The organism is Chitinophaga polysaccharea (assembly GCF_902150045.1).
GTDB classification, from domain to species: domain Bacteria; phylum Bacteroidota; class Bacteroidia; order Chitinophagales; family Chitinophagaceae; genus Chitinophaga; species Chitinophaga polysaccharea_A.
Genome location: NZ_CABFVU010000001.1, coordinates 592,247 through 608,119 on the forward strand (window position 1 = coordinate 592,247; position 15,873 = coordinate 608,119).

Annotated in this window: 14 protein-coding genes; 3 read left to right on the top strand and 11 right to left on the bottom strand. The window is 46.9% G+C overall.

All coding sequences use genetic code 11. The features are described from left to right. Positions 1-25 precede the first annotated feature (25 nt). From tssD to FN124_RS02435, 5 genes are all read right to left on the bottom strand, one after another. On the bottom strand, positions 26-412 hold the full coding sequence (gene tssD, locus FN124_RS02415) for a type VI secretion system tube protein TssD (RefSeq protein ID WP_142683192.1): 387 nt from the start codon (positions 410-412) through the stop codon (positions 26-28). A gap of 158 nt (positions 413-570) precedes the next feature. Further along, positions 571-1,095 (bottom strand): type VI secretion system TssO, encoded by a 525-nt coding sequence (gene tssO / locus FN124_RS02420; RefSeq protein ID WP_142683193.1) that lies wholly within the window; start codon positions 1,093-1,095, stop codon positions 571-573. An 83-nt stretch (positions 1,096-1,178) separates the two neighbouring features. Continuing rightward, on the bottom strand, positions 1,179-2,354 hold the full coding sequence (locus FN124_RS02425) for a hypothetical protein (protein ID WP_142683194.1): 1,176 nt from the start codon (positions 2,352-2,354) through the stop codon (positions 1,179-1,181). A 10-nt stretch (positions 2,355-2,364) separates the two neighbouring features. Next, a complete protein-coding gene (locus FN124_RS02430) occupies positions 2,365-3,219 on the bottom strand; it encodes a TssN family type VI secretion system protein (RefSeq protein WP_142683195.1) in 855 nt (284 codons plus the stop codon). A 111-nt stretch (positions 3,220-3,330) separates the two neighbouring features. Further along, positions 3,331-4,293 (bottom strand): type VI secretion system baseplate subunit TssG, encoded by a 963-nt coding sequence (locus tag FN124_RS02435; RefSeq protein ID WP_142683196.1) that lies wholly within the window; start codon positions 4,291-4,293, stop codon positions 3,331-3,333. Positions 4,294-4,523: 230 nt separating this feature from the next. Here FN124_RS02435 and FN124_RS02440 point away from each other — a divergent pair, with 230 nt between their 5' ends. From FN124_RS02440 to FN124_RS02450, 3 genes are read left to right on the top strand one after another with little or no spacing between them, the layout of a single operon-like run. Next, positions 4,524-5,579 carry a PKD domain-containing protein gene (locus FN124_RS02440; protein ID WP_142683197.1) on the top strand — a complete coding sequence of 352 codons (1,056 nt, stop codon included), beginning with the start codon at positions 4,524-4,526 and terminating at the stop codon, positions 5,577-5,579. 9 nt (positions 5,580-5,588) lie between these two features. Continuing rightward, entirely contained in the window at positions 5,589-6,020 is a 432-nt protein-coding gene (locus tag FN124_RS02445) for a GPW/gp25 family protein (protein WP_142683198.1), read from the top strand. A gap of 21 nt (positions 6,021-6,041) precedes the next feature. After that, positions 6,042-7,868 carry a type VI secretion system baseplate subunit TssF gene (locus FN124_RS02450; protein ID WP_142683199.1) on the top strand — a complete coding sequence of 609 codons (1,827 nt, stop codon included), beginning with the start codon at positions 6,042-6,044 and terminating at the stop codon, positions 7,866-7,868. Positions 7,869-8,016: 148 nt separating this feature from the next. On the opposite strand, the gene FN124_RS02455 is transcribed toward FN124_RS02450, so the two are convergent. The 6 genes from FN124_RS02455 to FN124_RS02480 form a co-directional block, all read right to left on the bottom strand. Continuing rightward, positions 8,017-9,117, bottom strand: coding sequence for a transglycosylase SLT domain-containing protein (locus FN124_RS02455; RefSeq protein ID WP_142683200.1), 1,101 nt, complete (start codon positions 9,115-9,117; stop codon positions 8,017-8,019). Positions 9,118-9,126: 9 nt separating this feature from the next. Then, positions 9,127-10,026: a hypothetical protein gene (locus FN124_RS02460; protein ID WP_142683201.1), complete on the bottom strand. Its 900-nt coding sequence runs from the start codon at positions 10,024-10,026 to the stop codon at positions 9,127-9,129. Between the two features lie 115 nt (positions 10,027-10,141). After that, positions 10,142-11,512, bottom strand: a complete 1,371-nt coding sequence (locus tag FN124_RS02465; RefSeq protein ID WP_142683202.1) for a DUF5458 family protein — start codon at positions 11,510-11,512, stop codon at positions 10,142-10,144. 38 nt (positions 11,513-11,550) lie between these two features. Next, entirely contained in the window at positions 11,551-11,997 is a 447-nt protein-coding gene (locus tag FN124_RS02470; protein WP_142683203.1) for a hypothetical protein, read from the bottom strand. Positions 11,998-12,033: 36 nt separating this feature from the next. Beyond that, on the bottom strand, positions 12,034-14,475 hold the full coding sequence (locus FN124_RS02475; protein ID WP_142683204.1) for an AAA family ATPase: 2,442 nt from the start codon (positions 14,473-14,475) through the stop codon (positions 12,034-12,036). 361 nt (positions 14,476-14,836) lie between these two features. Continuing rightward, positions 14,837-15,868, bottom strand: a complete 1,032-nt coding sequence (locus FN124_RS02480) for a DUF3137 domain-containing protein (protein ID WP_142683205.1) — start codon at positions 15,866-15,868, stop codon at positions 14,837-14,839. Between the last annotated feature and the right edge of the window lie 5 nt (positions 15,869-15,873).

Here is a 15,873-nt window from a genome sequence, read left to right on the forward strand (position 1 = left end):
CTCTTCTGCATAATGTAAGGAGTTATTATACCCACTCATTAACATGTTTTGCATTACCCATGCTAATTTCACGGGCTGAGATGGTAAAGGAGATTACCATTGGGTTTTTGTTTTCATAGTCGAAAGACTCTTCAAACTTAACCAGGTAGCCTTCCTTAAATTCCAAAGTTTTCAGTTTGGAATCAGTATCTCTTTTGAAGAAAGTAATGGTACCATCTTTTCTTTCAAAGTTGTTTACCATCCACTCAAAGAGATCTGTTTTTCCGGTAGATTCTACTGTCAGCTTAATGCGTCCGCCACGGGTAATGGCTGAAGGGCGGCCAGTTGCATCTACTTCTTGTGTGAGATCGTAGGCGACGTGCTGTACATTGTACTCGTTGCCGCCTGTTTCGAATTTGGCTTTGAATGACATGTTGGGTTAATTTTTAAGGTTACAATAAAGAAAAAATAATTAGGATTTATTTATTTATGATTTATAAGCATCAAATATAGGATGAAAATTTTAATAGTCAAGAGTCCTAACAAATAATTATTATTCCAATATTTACATGATTAATATACGCCTGAAAGCTAGTGAGCGCGGCTGTTTAGCAGCATCATCTGGCGGCAGTTATCAAGATCCCTGCTCTTGCTTTCCAGCTTCGCATTCAGATCGGCCACCTGCTCTTTCAGCCCTGCAATATTCTGTTGTGCATTCTGCAGTTCACGCAGCTGTTGTTTTGTTTGTTGTAACGATAAACAGTTCTGCACAATATTATCATACAAGCCATAATGCGTTACTGCATCCTTTGGAATAGAATTGCGCATATCCGCCAGGGACGCGGCGATCACCTGGTCCATATAATTGGCATTCTGGTTAGGCAGGTTAATAGAATCCAGGTTATGCTTTACTTTATCCAACTTCTGCAGGAACTCTGATTGAAACGCCTGCTCCTCTCTGAATGAGCTCAGTTCTTTCCGCAGTGAAGCATTTTCCCTTGCGGGAACCTGGTAGTTAAAGAATACAGCCAATACAAATAAAGCGACTGTTATAATGAAAAATAACAGGAACCAAATAAAGGAAACATTTCTTTCCTGCCTGTTTAATACTTGCATATTGCGAATCGTTTTTGAATGAAATCATCTTGTTGAATTACCTGTTGACCCGGGCAGATCTTTCGTTGAAACAATTAATGTGGTTAGTCAGTGAAAAACCAACGTTTGGTTTTATGTTTACGCAGGTATTCGGCATCCTGCTGTGATTCTTCTTTCACGAAGATGTTGCTGTCCTGCTTGCGTCCGATATAATCCAGGCGGCTCAGGCTTTCAAACAGTTTGTTCACCGCTCTTACAAACGGGATCATGGGTTGCAGGCACTCTCTTACATCCAGGTGTTTGTATCTGATATTTGCGCAGTTGATCATGAGTGTTTCCAGTTCTCCCTGCCGCAGTTCACACCATTCAGACAGGTAGTTGAGCAGCTCTTCCTTACCGGCGCCGGCGCGCTGGTCGATAGCGTTTTTCATGGTACGTGCCAGGCCCGCAATAATTTCCAGCATTTGTGCCGGGGGTTGCTGCAATGCCAGCCACCTGAATTGTGTGATTCTGGTACCGAGGAACTGCACCATTTTTTCAGTGATATACAACACTACCAGCGCCAGGTCATTTTGCTGGTTCCTGCCATAAATTTTCTGTACGATATGCACCCCGTATAATTCCATCTGCCCGAGGAACTGATCCAGTTCATGGAAGAGGTCTACCAGCGCCGGATGCGCGCTTACGATGCTGCAGGGCGGTATATAGTCGTCATCCATTTGTGCACGGCCATCCGATACGCTGATGCGGCCCAGCACCATCTGGTAACTCCCTAACTGTCCTGAAGGCAGTTGTGATGCAGGAGCCACATACAGGCTGTATTCCGGTGTGGCATATGGTAATCTTGGCGGATCTTCATCCAGTAAAGGTTCTCCGCTGGGTTGCCTGTTAAACGGGTTTACCTGTATTAATACGTAATAAGTGCTTTCCGTATGTTGCGGATCCCAGGTATAAGTAGCTTCAGGGAAAGTAGTGGCATACTTCAGTGAATGCACGGTATGTTCGGGGATTTCAATGCGGCCTCCACCGGGCGTGATAGCGCGGCATTCGGTGAGCTTGATCCGCCATTGATGCTGATTGTCGTTTACAAACCAGCAGCGCAGCGACTCTTTGTTTTCTGCTTTGGGGGGCAACAGTCCGTAGTTAAGTGCGTGAACACCACACGCCAACGCATCCCTGATCTGATCCAGTAAAGCATTTTCTGTATCTATAAAATGTTGCTTTTTTATCTTCATTCCATCCACCCAGTTAACGGGGAAATGCTTGAGCGGTTCTGCCATAATACTGCTTTTAGGATAACATAATTCTGTTGCAAATGATCACGCTGTTCTCTTTAATGCCATTCATAAACACCGCTTTGTCCGGGTCCAGCGTTTTGGCGCTGCCAAACCAACGTGGCTTCAGGTGGAATACCCAGCCGTATGGCTGCCCGGTGTGATCTACAAAGTCAATCGGGGTATTTGGATAACGATCATTATAATCGTTGATGAAATGATAGAACAGGTCGCCCAGATCCATTTTGATAGGCGTGCGTGCCCGGAAATAAGTACGGCTGCTATCAAGCGGCCCTTTCTCCATTTCCAGCCCTATAACGATCAGGTCTTTCATCTCATCTTCATTTACTTCGGGTACATCTTTATAAATGGGATACTGCCACCATTTATGCACTTTTACCGGGATGGCCATCATCTTTTCAAAAGTTTTATAAACAAAGGTGGGCAGTACAAAAGAAAACATACTGGTGAGCATAGGATAATAAAGAAAGGTATCCTTATCGAGTATCCGGTTCACCAGCACAAAGCCGGCCCCTCCAAACAGCCAGATGGCAAGTATAAAGGCCAGTTCAGATACCAGCGTGGTTTCATTGGCCCAGAAACGGGTATACATAAAGTGACAGTGTACAACGCCAAGCCCCAGGAACCATACTTCATAAAAAAGATACTGGTTCATCAGGTTTTGATGGGTAAACAGGAAAGGAATAGAACTGATCACAGCAAATACCAGCGTCATACATACTAAATACAACAGTGCCTTCTTCTTATAAAGACTGAAATTCTTAATGTACCTGCTGAGCAAAGCCACTATAAAGGAACCTATAGCCAGGGCGCCGGCCAGCATGATATAAAACTTAGCGGTGTATCTCATAGTTCTGATGGTATGTCAAGGTTTTTCGGGTTTGGGTACTAACATTTCAGGTTTTTTCAGATGGTCCGTAAATAGCAAAAATAATTCCATATAAGCATCTGCCGGCTATTCTCAGAGAAAAAAATTATACCCCATGATCCCCTGCTCAGGTTGCTTATCGTGCAAGGTTACATTTTTTTCACCGGAAGAAGGCACCAGTACTGTCTTAATTTCCACATCTGCCGGGAACAGGTATCCGTAGCAGGTTTCCAATAGCTTTCCATAAGGCTGCCATGGCAGGTAATCGTATATCCGCTGACGTTTCACCGGGCCAATGCTCACCGTTACCACCGGCATATCTGTATAGCAGGCTGTGCCCACCATAGCATCTACCCCAAGCATACATTCTCCAAGGGGAATACTGTTCTCAGTACTTACCATTTGTGGCGCACGTTGCCAGGCGATATTCACTTCTTCTTCCAGCACCTGTTCCAGGCAAAGCTTTACCAATGTGGTATTACCTGCTATCCGGTGAACATATGGCAGCAGCTTCACCAACCGGTTTACCGCAGCGGCAGGAAGACCGGAAGGCAGCTCCCAGAATTCATGGAACAGCTGGTCGCTGTCTTTACCAAACACATCAAACAGCAGGTGTTTCTCCCGCTGTTCCAGGTATACGCGTTGCAGGAAGAACTCATTTTCCAGGGGCTGAAAAAAGCGGCGTGCCTGTTGCTCTTGCTGTTGCTGCTTTTTGTACCGCGCCACCATTTCTGTAACGCCATGCTGCCTGGAAGAAGGCTCCTGCTTGAATTCATGAAACATTCCCTGCGGCAGCCGGTCATAAATACCGTCGCGCGAAAGGAAAAAATTAATAAACGGCTGATACGGCTGGCTGTCATCCAGCTTCACTCCTGTGATATCTGTTGCAAATGACCGGGTAAATACATTCTGCAACTGCACCACCACTTCTTCTTCCCGCACCTGGTTATCCAACAATTCCCCCACCACTACTTCGGCCCTTACATCGTATGGTAAAGCATTGACGTGGTCAATCACTTCTTCCAGCACGGCAGCCTTCTGCGCATTATTTACCATGAGGTTCTATTTAGGTTTCTCTTATCCTGCTATTAGCGGCAAACTGTTAGCATAACTATCATTCGTCTATGGTTCCGGGCTAACAACTCAGTAACAAAAATAGGGGTTTGATTTATTATTATGACATATTACGGCTTAAATTTTGCACCCCGAAAAAATTTTTCCCATAGCCATTATCTTTGGCTATTTATCTGAAAAAAATACTAAAATTGTAAAAACCTGAAAAACCGATGGCCCCCCGTAAACCCGAAAATGAACACAAGGTAAATTCATTCAGACCTTTTGGAAAAATTGCCAGCCATGTTGACCCGCTGGTACTCTGGACCTTCCTGGGTCTGTTCCTTGTTAGTGTGGCACTGCTGGCTTTCCAGCTGGATGGCCGTGAAGATTGCAGTAATACAGATATAAAACTCAGCCATGTTCAGAACAGTAACAGCAAAGCATATGCAGTTGGAGAAGTGATCACCTTTAATGCAGAAAACGCCGCCAAAAAAAATTCGGAATATACATGGGAGTTCGGCGACTCCAGCGCCAAAGCTACCGGCAGGCAGGTATATCATTCATTCAACAAAGCCGGCAGTTATATGATTACGCTCACTTCCGGCAAATGCACCTGGCGTAAGGAGGTAATGGTGGTGATGAACACACCGGCTGCTTCAGGCAATCAACCCGATATCTTCCCGGTGATAGATGGCCCCGCCGAAGCATTCGCCGGCAGACCCGTTACCTTCACTAATTCCACCCCTTCAGCCAAAAGCTGGGTGTGGCGCCTGCTGCAGGATAATGCAGAACCACATAGCGGCTCTTCCGTTACCTATACTTTCTCTTCGCCCGGTGAAAGGACTTTATCCCTGATCATCAACGGCGACAGCAGTCATATGGTATTAAAACATATTACCGTATTCCCGGCCAGAGCTACCATACCGGAAGAACGGCCGGAACCGGCCTTTAACCCGGCGCCGCTGCCCGCACCCGCACCGGAAGAACCGGTTAAAAAAGAAGAACCACGGCCTACCATCTCCGACGATGAGTTTAAATATATGCTTACCCAGGTAACGCTGAAGCAGAAAACGGCCAGCGACTTTGCACAATACCTCTGCAACAACCTTAATGCAAGAGTGGTACTTAACACAAACGATGTTGATAACTTTACCCACTTCTGTCAGCGGATCTATGGAAAGAAAAAATTCAAGATAGAAAGGGTTAACCTGGCAAAAGATGAGAAAGGATGTGTAAAGGAAATCCTCATTATGTATGACCGTAAAAAAGTGTTGGGTATATTTTAAGCGCACATCATGAAAGGAAAATATTATCAGTTGCCTATTGATTTTTCGCAGCTGCTGCAGAAAAATGACATGCCGGCTATTTCGCTGGAAGACTCTATAGCACAGCATATCCACCTGCTCATCACCACGGTGCTGGGCGAAAATAAAGATGATCCCCAATACGGCTGCCAGTGGTGGGACAGTGATTTTGATATCAAGGCTTCCAATAACGAAGTAAAGGAACAGATTGAAAACGCGGTAAAAGCCTCTATCACACGATACGAAAAGAGAATTTCACAGATAAGGGTAGTAGCCGCTGTAAACCAGGAAGAACTGATGCTGCCATCTACCCGTAAAATGAAAAAGAAAATAAGGGTCACCGTTTCGGGAACCGTTACCAAAAACAATCATCCGTTCCAGTACAGCAGCTTCTTTTACATCAGCCCGCTGTCGTACGATTGATTATTTGTTTATTAACCGCTCATGAAAGAAAAAAAAGAAAGAATAAAGGACCGCATGCTGAAAACAGCTGCGCGTTTATGGGGATACCCGGACGCAGAGGTGGAAACCTCCTTTGACCCTGTAGTGCAGCTGTTACTGGAAGCCTGCGCCAGTGAACTGGAGAAAATTTCCGGGGAAGTGGATGTTTCACATGCACGGCTGGTAGAGCGGCTGGCACAGATCATGATGCCGGAGCCCATTACCAGCAGTCAGCCTGCCTATGGCATCCTCCACGCCATTGCTACCGAAGCAGTGGCAGATATTCATGCGGATCACCAGTTTTATCATCATACCAAATCAGGCACTCATAACCGCGACCTTTTCTTTGCACCTGTAACCAGTCAGCGGCTGTTCAGAGGCCAGGTACAGTATATGGCCATCGGCAATAAACTCTATGAAACCCGCGATCACTGGTTCAAGGAGCAGGTATTGCAGGGGCAGGTATTTCCTGATATGGCGCCCAATCATTTATGGATCGGCGTGGCATTGGAAGATGTGCCACATTCCTGGGAAGGCATGTCTTTCTTTTTTGATCTCCGCAATGTACATCAGCAGGAAATGTTCTACCACTATCTTCCGCTGGCGAAAGTATTTACCGGCAACCGGGAACTGATGATCAAAAGCGGCTATCATCACAGCCGGAGCATTGCAGAGGAGGAAACAGATAACATGATCCAGGTAGCGGTAAATAACAACACGCGCTACAGCCAGCATATCCTCCAGAAATTCCGTCGTCATTTTCTTACCATTACCGATACGCACCCTCCTGTGGCAACCCGTATACCAGAAGTTATCAACAGGATCTTCGGGCAGGATACCCAGCGCTTAAACAAAGAGGTTCACTGGCTGCGTATCGAATTCCCGGAAGCGCTGCATCATACCTTACTGGAGGATCTTTATTGCAGCATCAACTGTTTTCCTGTCATCAATAAAAAAAATAACGAGCAGTCCATGAAGCTGAATCGTTATCTGAATATCATCCCCCTGCAAACACCGGATATTTTCTTTGATATCAAACGTGTGTACGACCTTGAGGGAACCGACTATTATGTGCGTAACTTCTCTAGCGCCGGGCAGATGCAGGAAGGGGAACTGGTTATCCGCAGCAGTGGTATTGGGCGTTTCGACACCCGTGAAGCCAAAGAGGTGATTGCCTACCTGGTGGAAGTGATCCGCGATGAAAGCTCTTTATTTGAAGAAGTAAAAAATGATTTTGTGACTAACCGGATGCGGGAACTGCATCAGCTCATCGCTTCACTGGAAGAACAGCTGCAACCCGGCGCCAACAAAGGTAACATTCCTTATCTGATGGTAAAGCCAAAAGAAAATGCAGAATATATTTTCCTTGAGTTCTATTCTACCAACGGTACCGCTGCCAATAATATCCGTATGGGCACCAGGCTGCTGGAATACGGCAACATCAATACCCGTCCTAACAGCATTACGCTGCTGAGCAATACCCAGGGCGGGAAAGACAGGCTGAATATTGACGAGAAAATTAACTTGTACCGTTCCCATTTACTTTCGCATAACCGTATTGTGACCCCGGAAGATATCAAGGCGCTTTGCCGTACTATTTTCGGAAGGGAAATGAAATCGGCTGCCGTTGTAAAAGGTATGGCCCTGCAACCTGGAGTGAATGCGGGTTACAGCCGTACGCTCGATATACGTATTTCATTACTTCAGCCCACCCAACGCTATCCAGCTGCCAATTTGCAGTACATGAAAGAGGAACTGCTTTTGCAACTGGAAGAAAAATCCAGTAATACTTTCCCTTTCCGCGTGTTTATTAACGATGTGCTGATGTAAATGCTACAGCTGGAACAGGTGACGCAGTAAGAGTATCCGGGGTATCGTTCTTTCCGGGTGTTTATTAACGGCCCGCTGATGTAAATGCTACAGCTGGAACAGGTGACGCAGTAAGAGTATCCGGGGTATCGTTCTTTCCGGGTGTTTATTAACGGCCCGCTGATGTAAATGCTACAGCAGATGCCGGTACTGTGGAAATGGCACTCCTGTTATCACTCCGCCCCCGCAATTGCACTTCTCCGCCGGTTTTCAACAGGCCGGCGGGCACACCTTTTTTACCATCAGCGGCATATAGCACCACGGCATTCTCAAACCCGAGATCCACATATACCCGGTTACCCACCATCCAGCCTTTGCCGGAAAGACTGGCATTTTTACGGATATAAACACCATTGGCCTGAAGATCGTCAAGCAGCTGAATGCTTACCAGCTGCCCATCTTCAAAGGCATTGCTTACTTTCAGCCGGGCGGCGTATACGGTTGTTGCAGCATGAGTGATCGCCTGCCTGCTAACAGAGATACGGATGGAATTGAAATCTTTATCGCCCGCATTACTTACTGGCGCGGGCCTGGAAAATACAGAACCGTTAGCAGAACTTTTACTGAATACATTGTATCCGAACCCTGGCAGGTATAGCTCAGGGCTTTCAAAAAGCTGTTTAATGGCAATGATCTTATAGATATACTGGGCTGTTTCATTATTCAGCAACAGCTGGTAGTAATCGCTGCTTCCCTGGCGCTTTATATTCCGGGAGATATTTCCCGAACCGGCGTTGTAGGCTGCTGCAGCCAGTGTCCAGGAGTTCAGCTGCCGATGCAGCAGCCGTATCAGTTTACAGGCTGCGTGGGTGGCTTTGATCAGGTGGTTTCTTTCATCATAGCCGGCGCTTACCGTTAGCCCCAGTTCCACTGCGGTACCCGGCATGATCTGCCATACCCCCTGCGCGCCCACAGGTGACGTAGCATTACTGAGGCCACTTTCCACGATAGGCAGGTATTTAAAATCCAGTGGTACCTGGTACTGTTGCAGGATCGGCTCTATGATGGGAAAATATTGTTCCGCTTTCAGCCGGAGTGCAGGAAGATAACCCTGGTAGCGCAGGTTACGTTTAATTACATCCATCAGGCGGTAGGAAACAAAATCCCTTTCCATTGGCACCACTTCACCACAGAAATCCACCTGCTGCGCCGTGATGAAACACGGCAGCAGCAACAGCAGTATTCCTATCAGAACAACCTGTTTCTTCATCTGGCTTTCCTATTGCTTCGCCATCATATATTTAGGGAAGGCGGTTACAGGTACATACAGTACAAGTTGTTGCTTTCCTTCTGTGGTTTGCAGTACAATGATCACTTCGTCTTCTTTCCGGAATTGTTTGGACGGTACTACAAATACTTCGTTGGCATCTTGTTTTGGCGCGATGGTTTCCGGTCCCTTTTTATAAAGGATAGGCATAGCATGTAGCAGGGCAGTATCTTTCTTTTCCTTATGCAACAGGCTGGCCTTTACTATTTCAAAAGGCTCTTTTCCTTTATTGCGGATCCGGAAAGAAAAATAGTTCATGTTATTAAGCGTCATGGCCTGCGCATATCCTACGCTCACATCATCTACTTTCACTTCATATTGCCGGTTTACTTTATGATCTTTCCCGAAGTCCTCTGCTATTTTGCCCACGGTCACTGTATCTACACTGATCAGGTGACCTGTTTCTTCAGGAACATCAGCAACGGGCACTTGTCCGTCCCTTTCGCCATAGCCGGCGCGGGGCGCCTGCGGTGTTGCTTCAGGAGTGGTAATGGCGCCTGTTGTTCTGGGTTTGCCAGACAGGGTATATTTCAGGCGGGACAGCTCCACTTTATCATGGTAGGCAATGATCATGTAATGAATATGCTCTCCTTCCCTCACTATCAGGTTGGTGGGCCGTGGAGCAGCCGTCAGGGGGCGTAAAAAAACCATATTACCATCCACGATGCGATAATCGTAGTCAGTATTTTTTCCATCGCCTATCTGGAAAGTGCTGATAGGCGCACCGGAGGTGATCAGCGTTACCGCTCCCCTGGTGGTTAGAATACTATCTGTGCCCGTTTGGGCATTTACCGTTGACAAGGCGCCGGTGATTAACAAACAAAGCAGCAGACTGCACAGCACATGTTTCATCTTTACAATTGGCTTTAATGCTTATGATATTTAATATACGGGATTAAGCAATCAGCCCCGGGTTGGGGAATAACTCCCCAATGCCCGTTTAAGCCCCAAAGCTGACTGCCTGCGGCTATTTACCATCCTGTTCGTAGGTGGTGTCCCAATCTGCTGCATCATCCCCTCTCTGGCCTTCCATTTTGATCAGGAAGTTTTTGGCAGGGAAATAAGGCTTCAGATGAATATCCAGGTGGATACGGTCCTTCTGGATCGGGTCCTGCTCGAAACGGCGGATATTAAAATCTTCGATGAGCTTATCCGGCCCGGTGATACCATCAAGGAATCGGATGATCTGCTTCATCAGGTCCTTGCGGGTATTGGCGTTAAAGTTTTCAAAAGCCCTGCGGTTCAGGAAGTCCATCAGCACTTTGGTAACGAAGTCGAATACACGAACTACCGAATAGGTTTGCAGTCCCAGGTTGTCGCCATTGAACAGCGTTTTTGCACTGAAGGCCATTACTTTTCCATATTCTTTCACCATAGGCACCAGTCCCATTTTCTCCAGGCTGGCGATTTCACTTTTCTTCAGTTCAAATTTCACCCCATCCACTTCGTTCATACCGCCAAATTTTTTACCGGCAGTTACCTGCGACATGAGGGTTTTATAGATCTTACCTGCCAGTGCGCCTGATGGCGGTACATACAGGTGTTCCTGTTCTCCTATCTCATCAAATTTTCCACGGCCCACCAGCCAGTTACAGGCCATGATCACATTGGAACGATGAATTTCCCCACCGGTGAGGTTAGCCAGTTCAAACATTTCCATCACATCATCCGGGGCATCCAGGTGCGCGAAATCCGTTACCAGCATGGTTTTGTTCTCATGCGCAATTTTTGCCCATTTCTCTATCACCTTGTTGGAGCCAAGGTAGCCGGGAATTACCAGCAGGCTATAGTTGTTACGCAGATCCAGGCGATCATAGTTATTCACCAGCTCTGTGCTGATAGCATCAATAAACCGGGTATTATCCAGGTCTTTCAGCTGCTCCAGCTCCACATTGATGAAGGATACATTTTTCACCTTGTCGGACTCCGTATTTTTGAAGAAGAGCGCTACATTCCTGTATGATTGCTCCAGTTCACGGGTAGAATCTATTGCTTCTGCAAGATTATTTGACAGCACTTTTTCGGCTTCTTCTGCATGGGTGGTGCAATACTCCACCATTTCAGGCAGTTCATTTGTTTCAGATAATACTTTTTCCCAGAGGGACAGTATCTTCTTTAATTTATCTCTTTCAGTTTTTTTACCGGCTTCCGTCAAAAAGATATTGCGGCGCGCCTTACGCTCGGGGTTCAGGTTTTGCGCACCTTCGACAGCTGCTTCCAACAGGTCGAAGCCTCCATACTTTGCCAGGTCTTCAATACTTCCGGCGAGGTTAGCTTCAGATTGCTGTGAAGACAGGCTTTCGTTCTGCAGCTCCTGGTTTTTCTGTAATTCTGCCATAATCGTTGAGGTTATGTTCCCGTATAGGCAACGGTTAATTATTTGGTATTAAGGTCGTTCATCATTCCGCGAATAGCGCTCAGCATAGCTTTGCGGGCATCCGGATCAGCCAGGGCCGACTTGAGGATCTTATTTGTTTTCAGTTGTTTCATAATTTTCAGGTACTGTTCCTTCTCTGTGGCCAGGTCGTTCAGAAAAGCGCTTTGCGCCGTAATTCCTTTTACGCCGAAATCGCCCAGGTGGTGGAACTGTAATTTTTCCGGGACCGTGCGGCCCTCTGCATCATGGAAACTTACATTCACTGCCGGTTTAAAGTGTTCAAATACACTTTCTACGGAAGTAAGCCCTTCCACTATTTCTGGTTTAACAGGCGCCTGCTGGGTTAACTTTTCAGCAAACAAGGTACGGTTATGCGAAATTTCCGCGATGGCTTCGTTGGCGTCCAGCTTCACTTCTGTGCCGCCAATTCCGTAGTTGTCATTCATTTGAGATAAATTTAGAATTTTGGAATCTGACAATCATCAAATTATTGTCCAGTCTAACTGTTCATTTTTTATATCCAGTGTTACCGTCATATCTTTCCGGAGGCTACCGTCTATAATCATTCTCGACAAAGGCTTCCTTAATTGTCCTCTTATCACCTCCCGCAGCGGCCTTGCACCGTACTGAGGGGAATAACCCATCAGGGCCAGGTGCTGGCGGGCATCTGCAGTAACGGTAAAGCTGATCTGCTGCTGCTCCAGCAATTGCAGTAAATGCTGTAAATGAATATCGAAGATCTTTTCCACGTTGGCAGATTGTATAGGTCCGAACGGAACGATCTCCGTAAGCCTTCCCAGGAATTCAGGCCGGAAATGACGGGCCATTAATTCCATCAGCTGCTGTGAGGCAGGGATCACTCCTTCCTGGAAAGAGCGGGCTATGGCTTCACTTCCGATATTGGAAGTAAATAATACCAGTGCATTGGAGAAGTCACCTGTTTTCCCAAGGCGGTCGTGCAGCTTTCCTTCATCCATGATCTGCAGGAAAATATCAAATACAGAGGGATGCGCTTTTTCTATTTCATCAAACAATACCACAGCGTAGGGCTGCTGCCGTATTTTATTAACCAGCAGCCCGCCTTCCTCATACCCGACATAACCCGGAGGGGCACCGTACAAAAGGGCTGCGGCATGCTCTTCTTTGAACTCCGACATATCAAAGCGGATCATGGAGCGCTCGTCCTGGAAAAGAAAATCCGCCAGTGATTTTGCCAGTTCCGTTTTACCGGTCCCGGTAGGTCCCAGGAAGAAAAAAGATCCAATGGGCTGCCCTGGCCTGCTCAGGCCCGAGCGGGACTCCAGTATGGCATCTGCCACGGCCTTAAGGGCATGATCCTGCCCTACCACCCGTTTACGCAGTTGCGCTTCCATGTTGATGAGCCGTTCCCTTTCCTGTGACTGCACCTTCCCGAGCGGAATACCTGTGATGGCGGCAATCATAGTGGCCAGGTCTACCGGCGCTACTTCTTCCTGCCGCGTACCGGCTATTGCAGACAGCTGTTCCAGCAGCTGTTGCAATGCAGACTGCAGTTCCGGAACGGTGGATATTTTATGCAGATCAGTATCTGTATGTAAACGGGAGGATAATAATACGCCGAGCCTTTCTTTCATTTGCCGGTAAAACCAATGCAGATCCCCTGCCAGTAAGGATTCCTTACTGTTAAGCAATGCAAATTCTTCCTCCAGAATTTGCAGCAATGGCTGGCTGGTATCTTCCATGGCCCTCACTGCAGCCATAGTGCGGTCCAGCAGGTTTATGGCGCTATCCGGCAGGCTTCTTTCCTTGAGGTGGCGCTTTGATAAACGGATGGCTTCCTGTACTCCTTCGGGTGAAACCTTAAGCTGGTAGAAGTTTTCGTATACAGGCACCACGGCGCTTACCATTTTTGTGGCCAGTGTTTCATCCGGCGCCGCGAGGGTAATGGTTTCAAAGCGGTGCCTCAGGATGGCATCCGGCTCAATCAGTTTCCGGAAGCCCTCTGGTGTAGTGGTTCCTATCAGGATGATCTCTCCTTTTCCCAGCGCGGCTTTCAGCACATTGGCCATACCGGTGCCGGATTGTTTGTCCAGCAGGCTGTGGAGATTATCAATAAAAAGTATATGCCTCCCCGTTTGCTTCAGTTGCTGAATGATTTGCAGGAGGCGGTCTTCCAATTCACTTTTGTAAGCAGCCCCTGCTATAAATGCGCCATAGTCCAACGCATATATTTCCGAGGCCTGTAACTGCAGTGGCACCTGCTTCTGTACAATAGCGCGGGCCAAACCTTCTGCCAATGCCGTTTTACCTACGCCGCCTTCCCCGATCACCAGCACGCTGGCCCGGTCTTTACGTGTAAGCACTTCCGTTACCGCCCTTATTTCGCCATCACGGCCAATGACCGGGTGAAAGGTTTTCAGGAGCTGGGGATCGGTAATACGGTATACATATTTGAGCGCACCTGGTTTAATAGCGCCTGGTGCGGCAGTATTTACGATATTATTTTCTTTACCCTGTTTGCCGGCATTTATCAGCTGGTCCCTCGTAAAGGGAAATGTTTTCAGTTGTTCGTAGGAAAAACCCACACCCGGTGTGCACAGGGCTACCAGGAGGCTCCAGGCATCCGGTTCATTATCGCCGTCCTGTGCAATACTGATCGCCTCATTCAATACAACTGCCGCCGCGTCATCCGGTTCCGGTTCATCGGGGATACGGGAAGCCCTGGGCATTTCATCCAACCGTACTTCCGCCCATTCTTCCAGGTAATATACGTCGATGTTCATTTGATGCAATGCAGGGGCGAGGCCGGTTTCCTTGTGTAAACAGGCGCGCAGTAAGTGCGCAGGTGTAAACTGCGGATGATGATATTCTTTTGCAATGGCTGTTGCAATTCTGATGGCGGATTGCAATGCAGGGCCAAATATGGTCAAGGTTGACAGGGTCATTTGGATGATTCCAGGTTTTTCAGAATTCAGTTAACAATTACAATTTATGGGCTGCTTCTTTTGGAAGCAGAGTAAAGATACAGCGAAAACCCATACGGATAATTCATTCCGGAAAAAAATGCCCTCTTTTTTAGAGTAGATAACACCGGATAAATATCTTATTCCACATGACAGACAAAAACCCTGAAACTCAATACAGCAAAGAGTTACAAAGATTGATAAAAACCACCTGATATTATTTATTTTTTTATTAATATAAAAGATCATCAAAAAATAACAGTGTACATAGGGAGGATGTCTACCTACTAAAGAGGACCGTGCGGTTTATTGTCTGACGGAAAAACATACTCATCCATATTTCTTATGATTGGGAAAATGAACGGGAAGTCCATATCCGTAAATTGCTCTTAAGGTCTTCTGCCAATTGCAGCATCGACATAAAATCAAGATAAAAATCAGTCAGCAGCTGCCGGTTCAGTAACGACCTGTTCAGCGTTGTTTCAAAATAATCTGTTCCATGGCCCACGCCCACATAGATGCGGTTGTTGTAAAAAGAGATGAACAGTTTTGCTGAAGTACGCTCATACAGAGCAACAATTTTTTCCATGAGGGCCGGTGTAAGCAGTTGCTGTGCGGCTGCGTCATCGGGAGCGTATACCATGAAAAGTTTATTAAAAGCAACATCTGCCGGCAGCACCTTCTTTCCAAGATGCCAGGTACGGATATAACCATCGCCGGATGCACTGTTGTTGCGCGACAGCACATACACCGGCGTACTGAAGTACCGGGGAAACTGTGCTATAAAATAGCTGCCGCTGAAAACGGTATCCGGCCCCTGCCCGCGCAGGGTTACCAATGGCATATGTGTTACCTGGAGATCGCAGAATTGAAAATTCATCTCCCCAAGCTTACCATATACCTGGTCGTTCCCCGTCATCTGGTATGCTTTTGTTTCAAATAATCCGCTTTCCGTAAACTCTTCGTAACTGGCATGGTTCAGCGGTTGATATTGAAAAGCAGGGTTAATAAAACTGATAAGAGGTTTAACAATCCTGTTCTTGAAATCGTGCTGGTAATCTGTAGCTTCGTTCAGCCCTTTACGTTTCATCATAAAATAGCGCGCCGCATATCCGGCCAGGGTAACCAATACTACCAATCCTACCAAAAGGAACACCTGGTTCCCGTAACCTGCAATATCCTCTCCGGCCACGTTGCCGGCGGATCGCAGGGAATACCTCACGATAAAAAAAACAAAAATGGCAAATGGGACCAGGGTGGCTACCCACATCCATCTTATCCAGTTACGGCCGGTAATACGCTGCTGTTCCAGCGCGCCCAGTTCATCCCTGAGCTGCTGATCCAGAAAGGCATTGAATTCTTCCAATGTTTTCATCTTAA

Coding starts and splice junctions, on each gene's coding strand:
- tssD (WP_142683192.1), bottom strand. CDS start 412: ATGTCATTCAAAGCCAAATTCGAAACAGGCGGCAACGAGTACAATGTA.
- tssO (WP_142683193.1), bottom strand. CDS start 1,095: ATGCAAGTATTAAACAGGCAGGAAAGAAATGTTTCCTTTATTTGGTTC.
- FN124_RS02425 (WP_142683194.1), bottom strand. CDS start 2,354: ATGGCAGAACCGCTCAAGCATTTCCCCGTTAACTGGGTGGATGGAATG.
- FN124_RS02430 (WP_142683195.1), bottom strand. CDS start 3,219: ATGAGATACACCGCTAAGTTTTATATCATGCTGGCCGGCGCCCTGGCT.
- FN124_RS02435 (WP_142683196.1), bottom strand. CDS start 4,293: ATGGTAAATAATGCGCAGAAGGCTGCCGTGCTGGAAGAAGTGATTGAC.
- FN124_RS02440 (WP_142683197.1), top strand. CDS start 4,524: ATGGCCCCCCGTAAACCCGAAAATGAACACAAGGTAAATTCATTCAGA.
- FN124_RS02445 (WP_142683198.1), top strand. CDS start 5,589: ATGAAAGGAAAATATTATCAGTTGCCTATTGATTTTTCGCAGCTGCTG.
- FN124_RS02450 (WP_142683199.1), top strand. CDS start 6,042: ATGAAAGAAAAAAAAGAAAGAATAAAGGACCGCATGCTGAAAACAGCT.
- FN124_RS02455 (WP_142683200.1), bottom strand. CDS start 9,117: ATGAAGAAACAGGTTGTTCTGATAGGAATACTGCTGTTGCTGCTGCCG.
- FN124_RS02460 (WP_142683201.1), bottom strand. CDS start 10,026: ATGAAACATGTGCTGTGCAGTCTGCTGCTTTGTTTGTTAATCACCGGC.
- FN124_RS02465 (WP_142683202.1), bottom strand. CDS start 11,512: ATGGCAGAATTACAGAAAAACCAGGAGCTGCAGAACGAAAGCCTGTCT.
- FN124_RS02470 (WP_142683203.1), bottom strand. CDS start 11,997: ATGAATGACAACTACGGAATTGGCGGCACAGAAGTGAAGCTGGACGCC.
- FN124_RS02475 (WP_142683204.1), bottom strand. CDS start 14,475: ATGACCCTGTCAACCTTGACCATATTTGGCCCTGCATTGCAATCCGCC.
- FN124_RS02480 (WP_142683205.1), bottom strand. CDS start 15,868: ATGAAAACATTGGAAGAATTCAATGCCTTTCTGGATCAGCAGCTCAGG.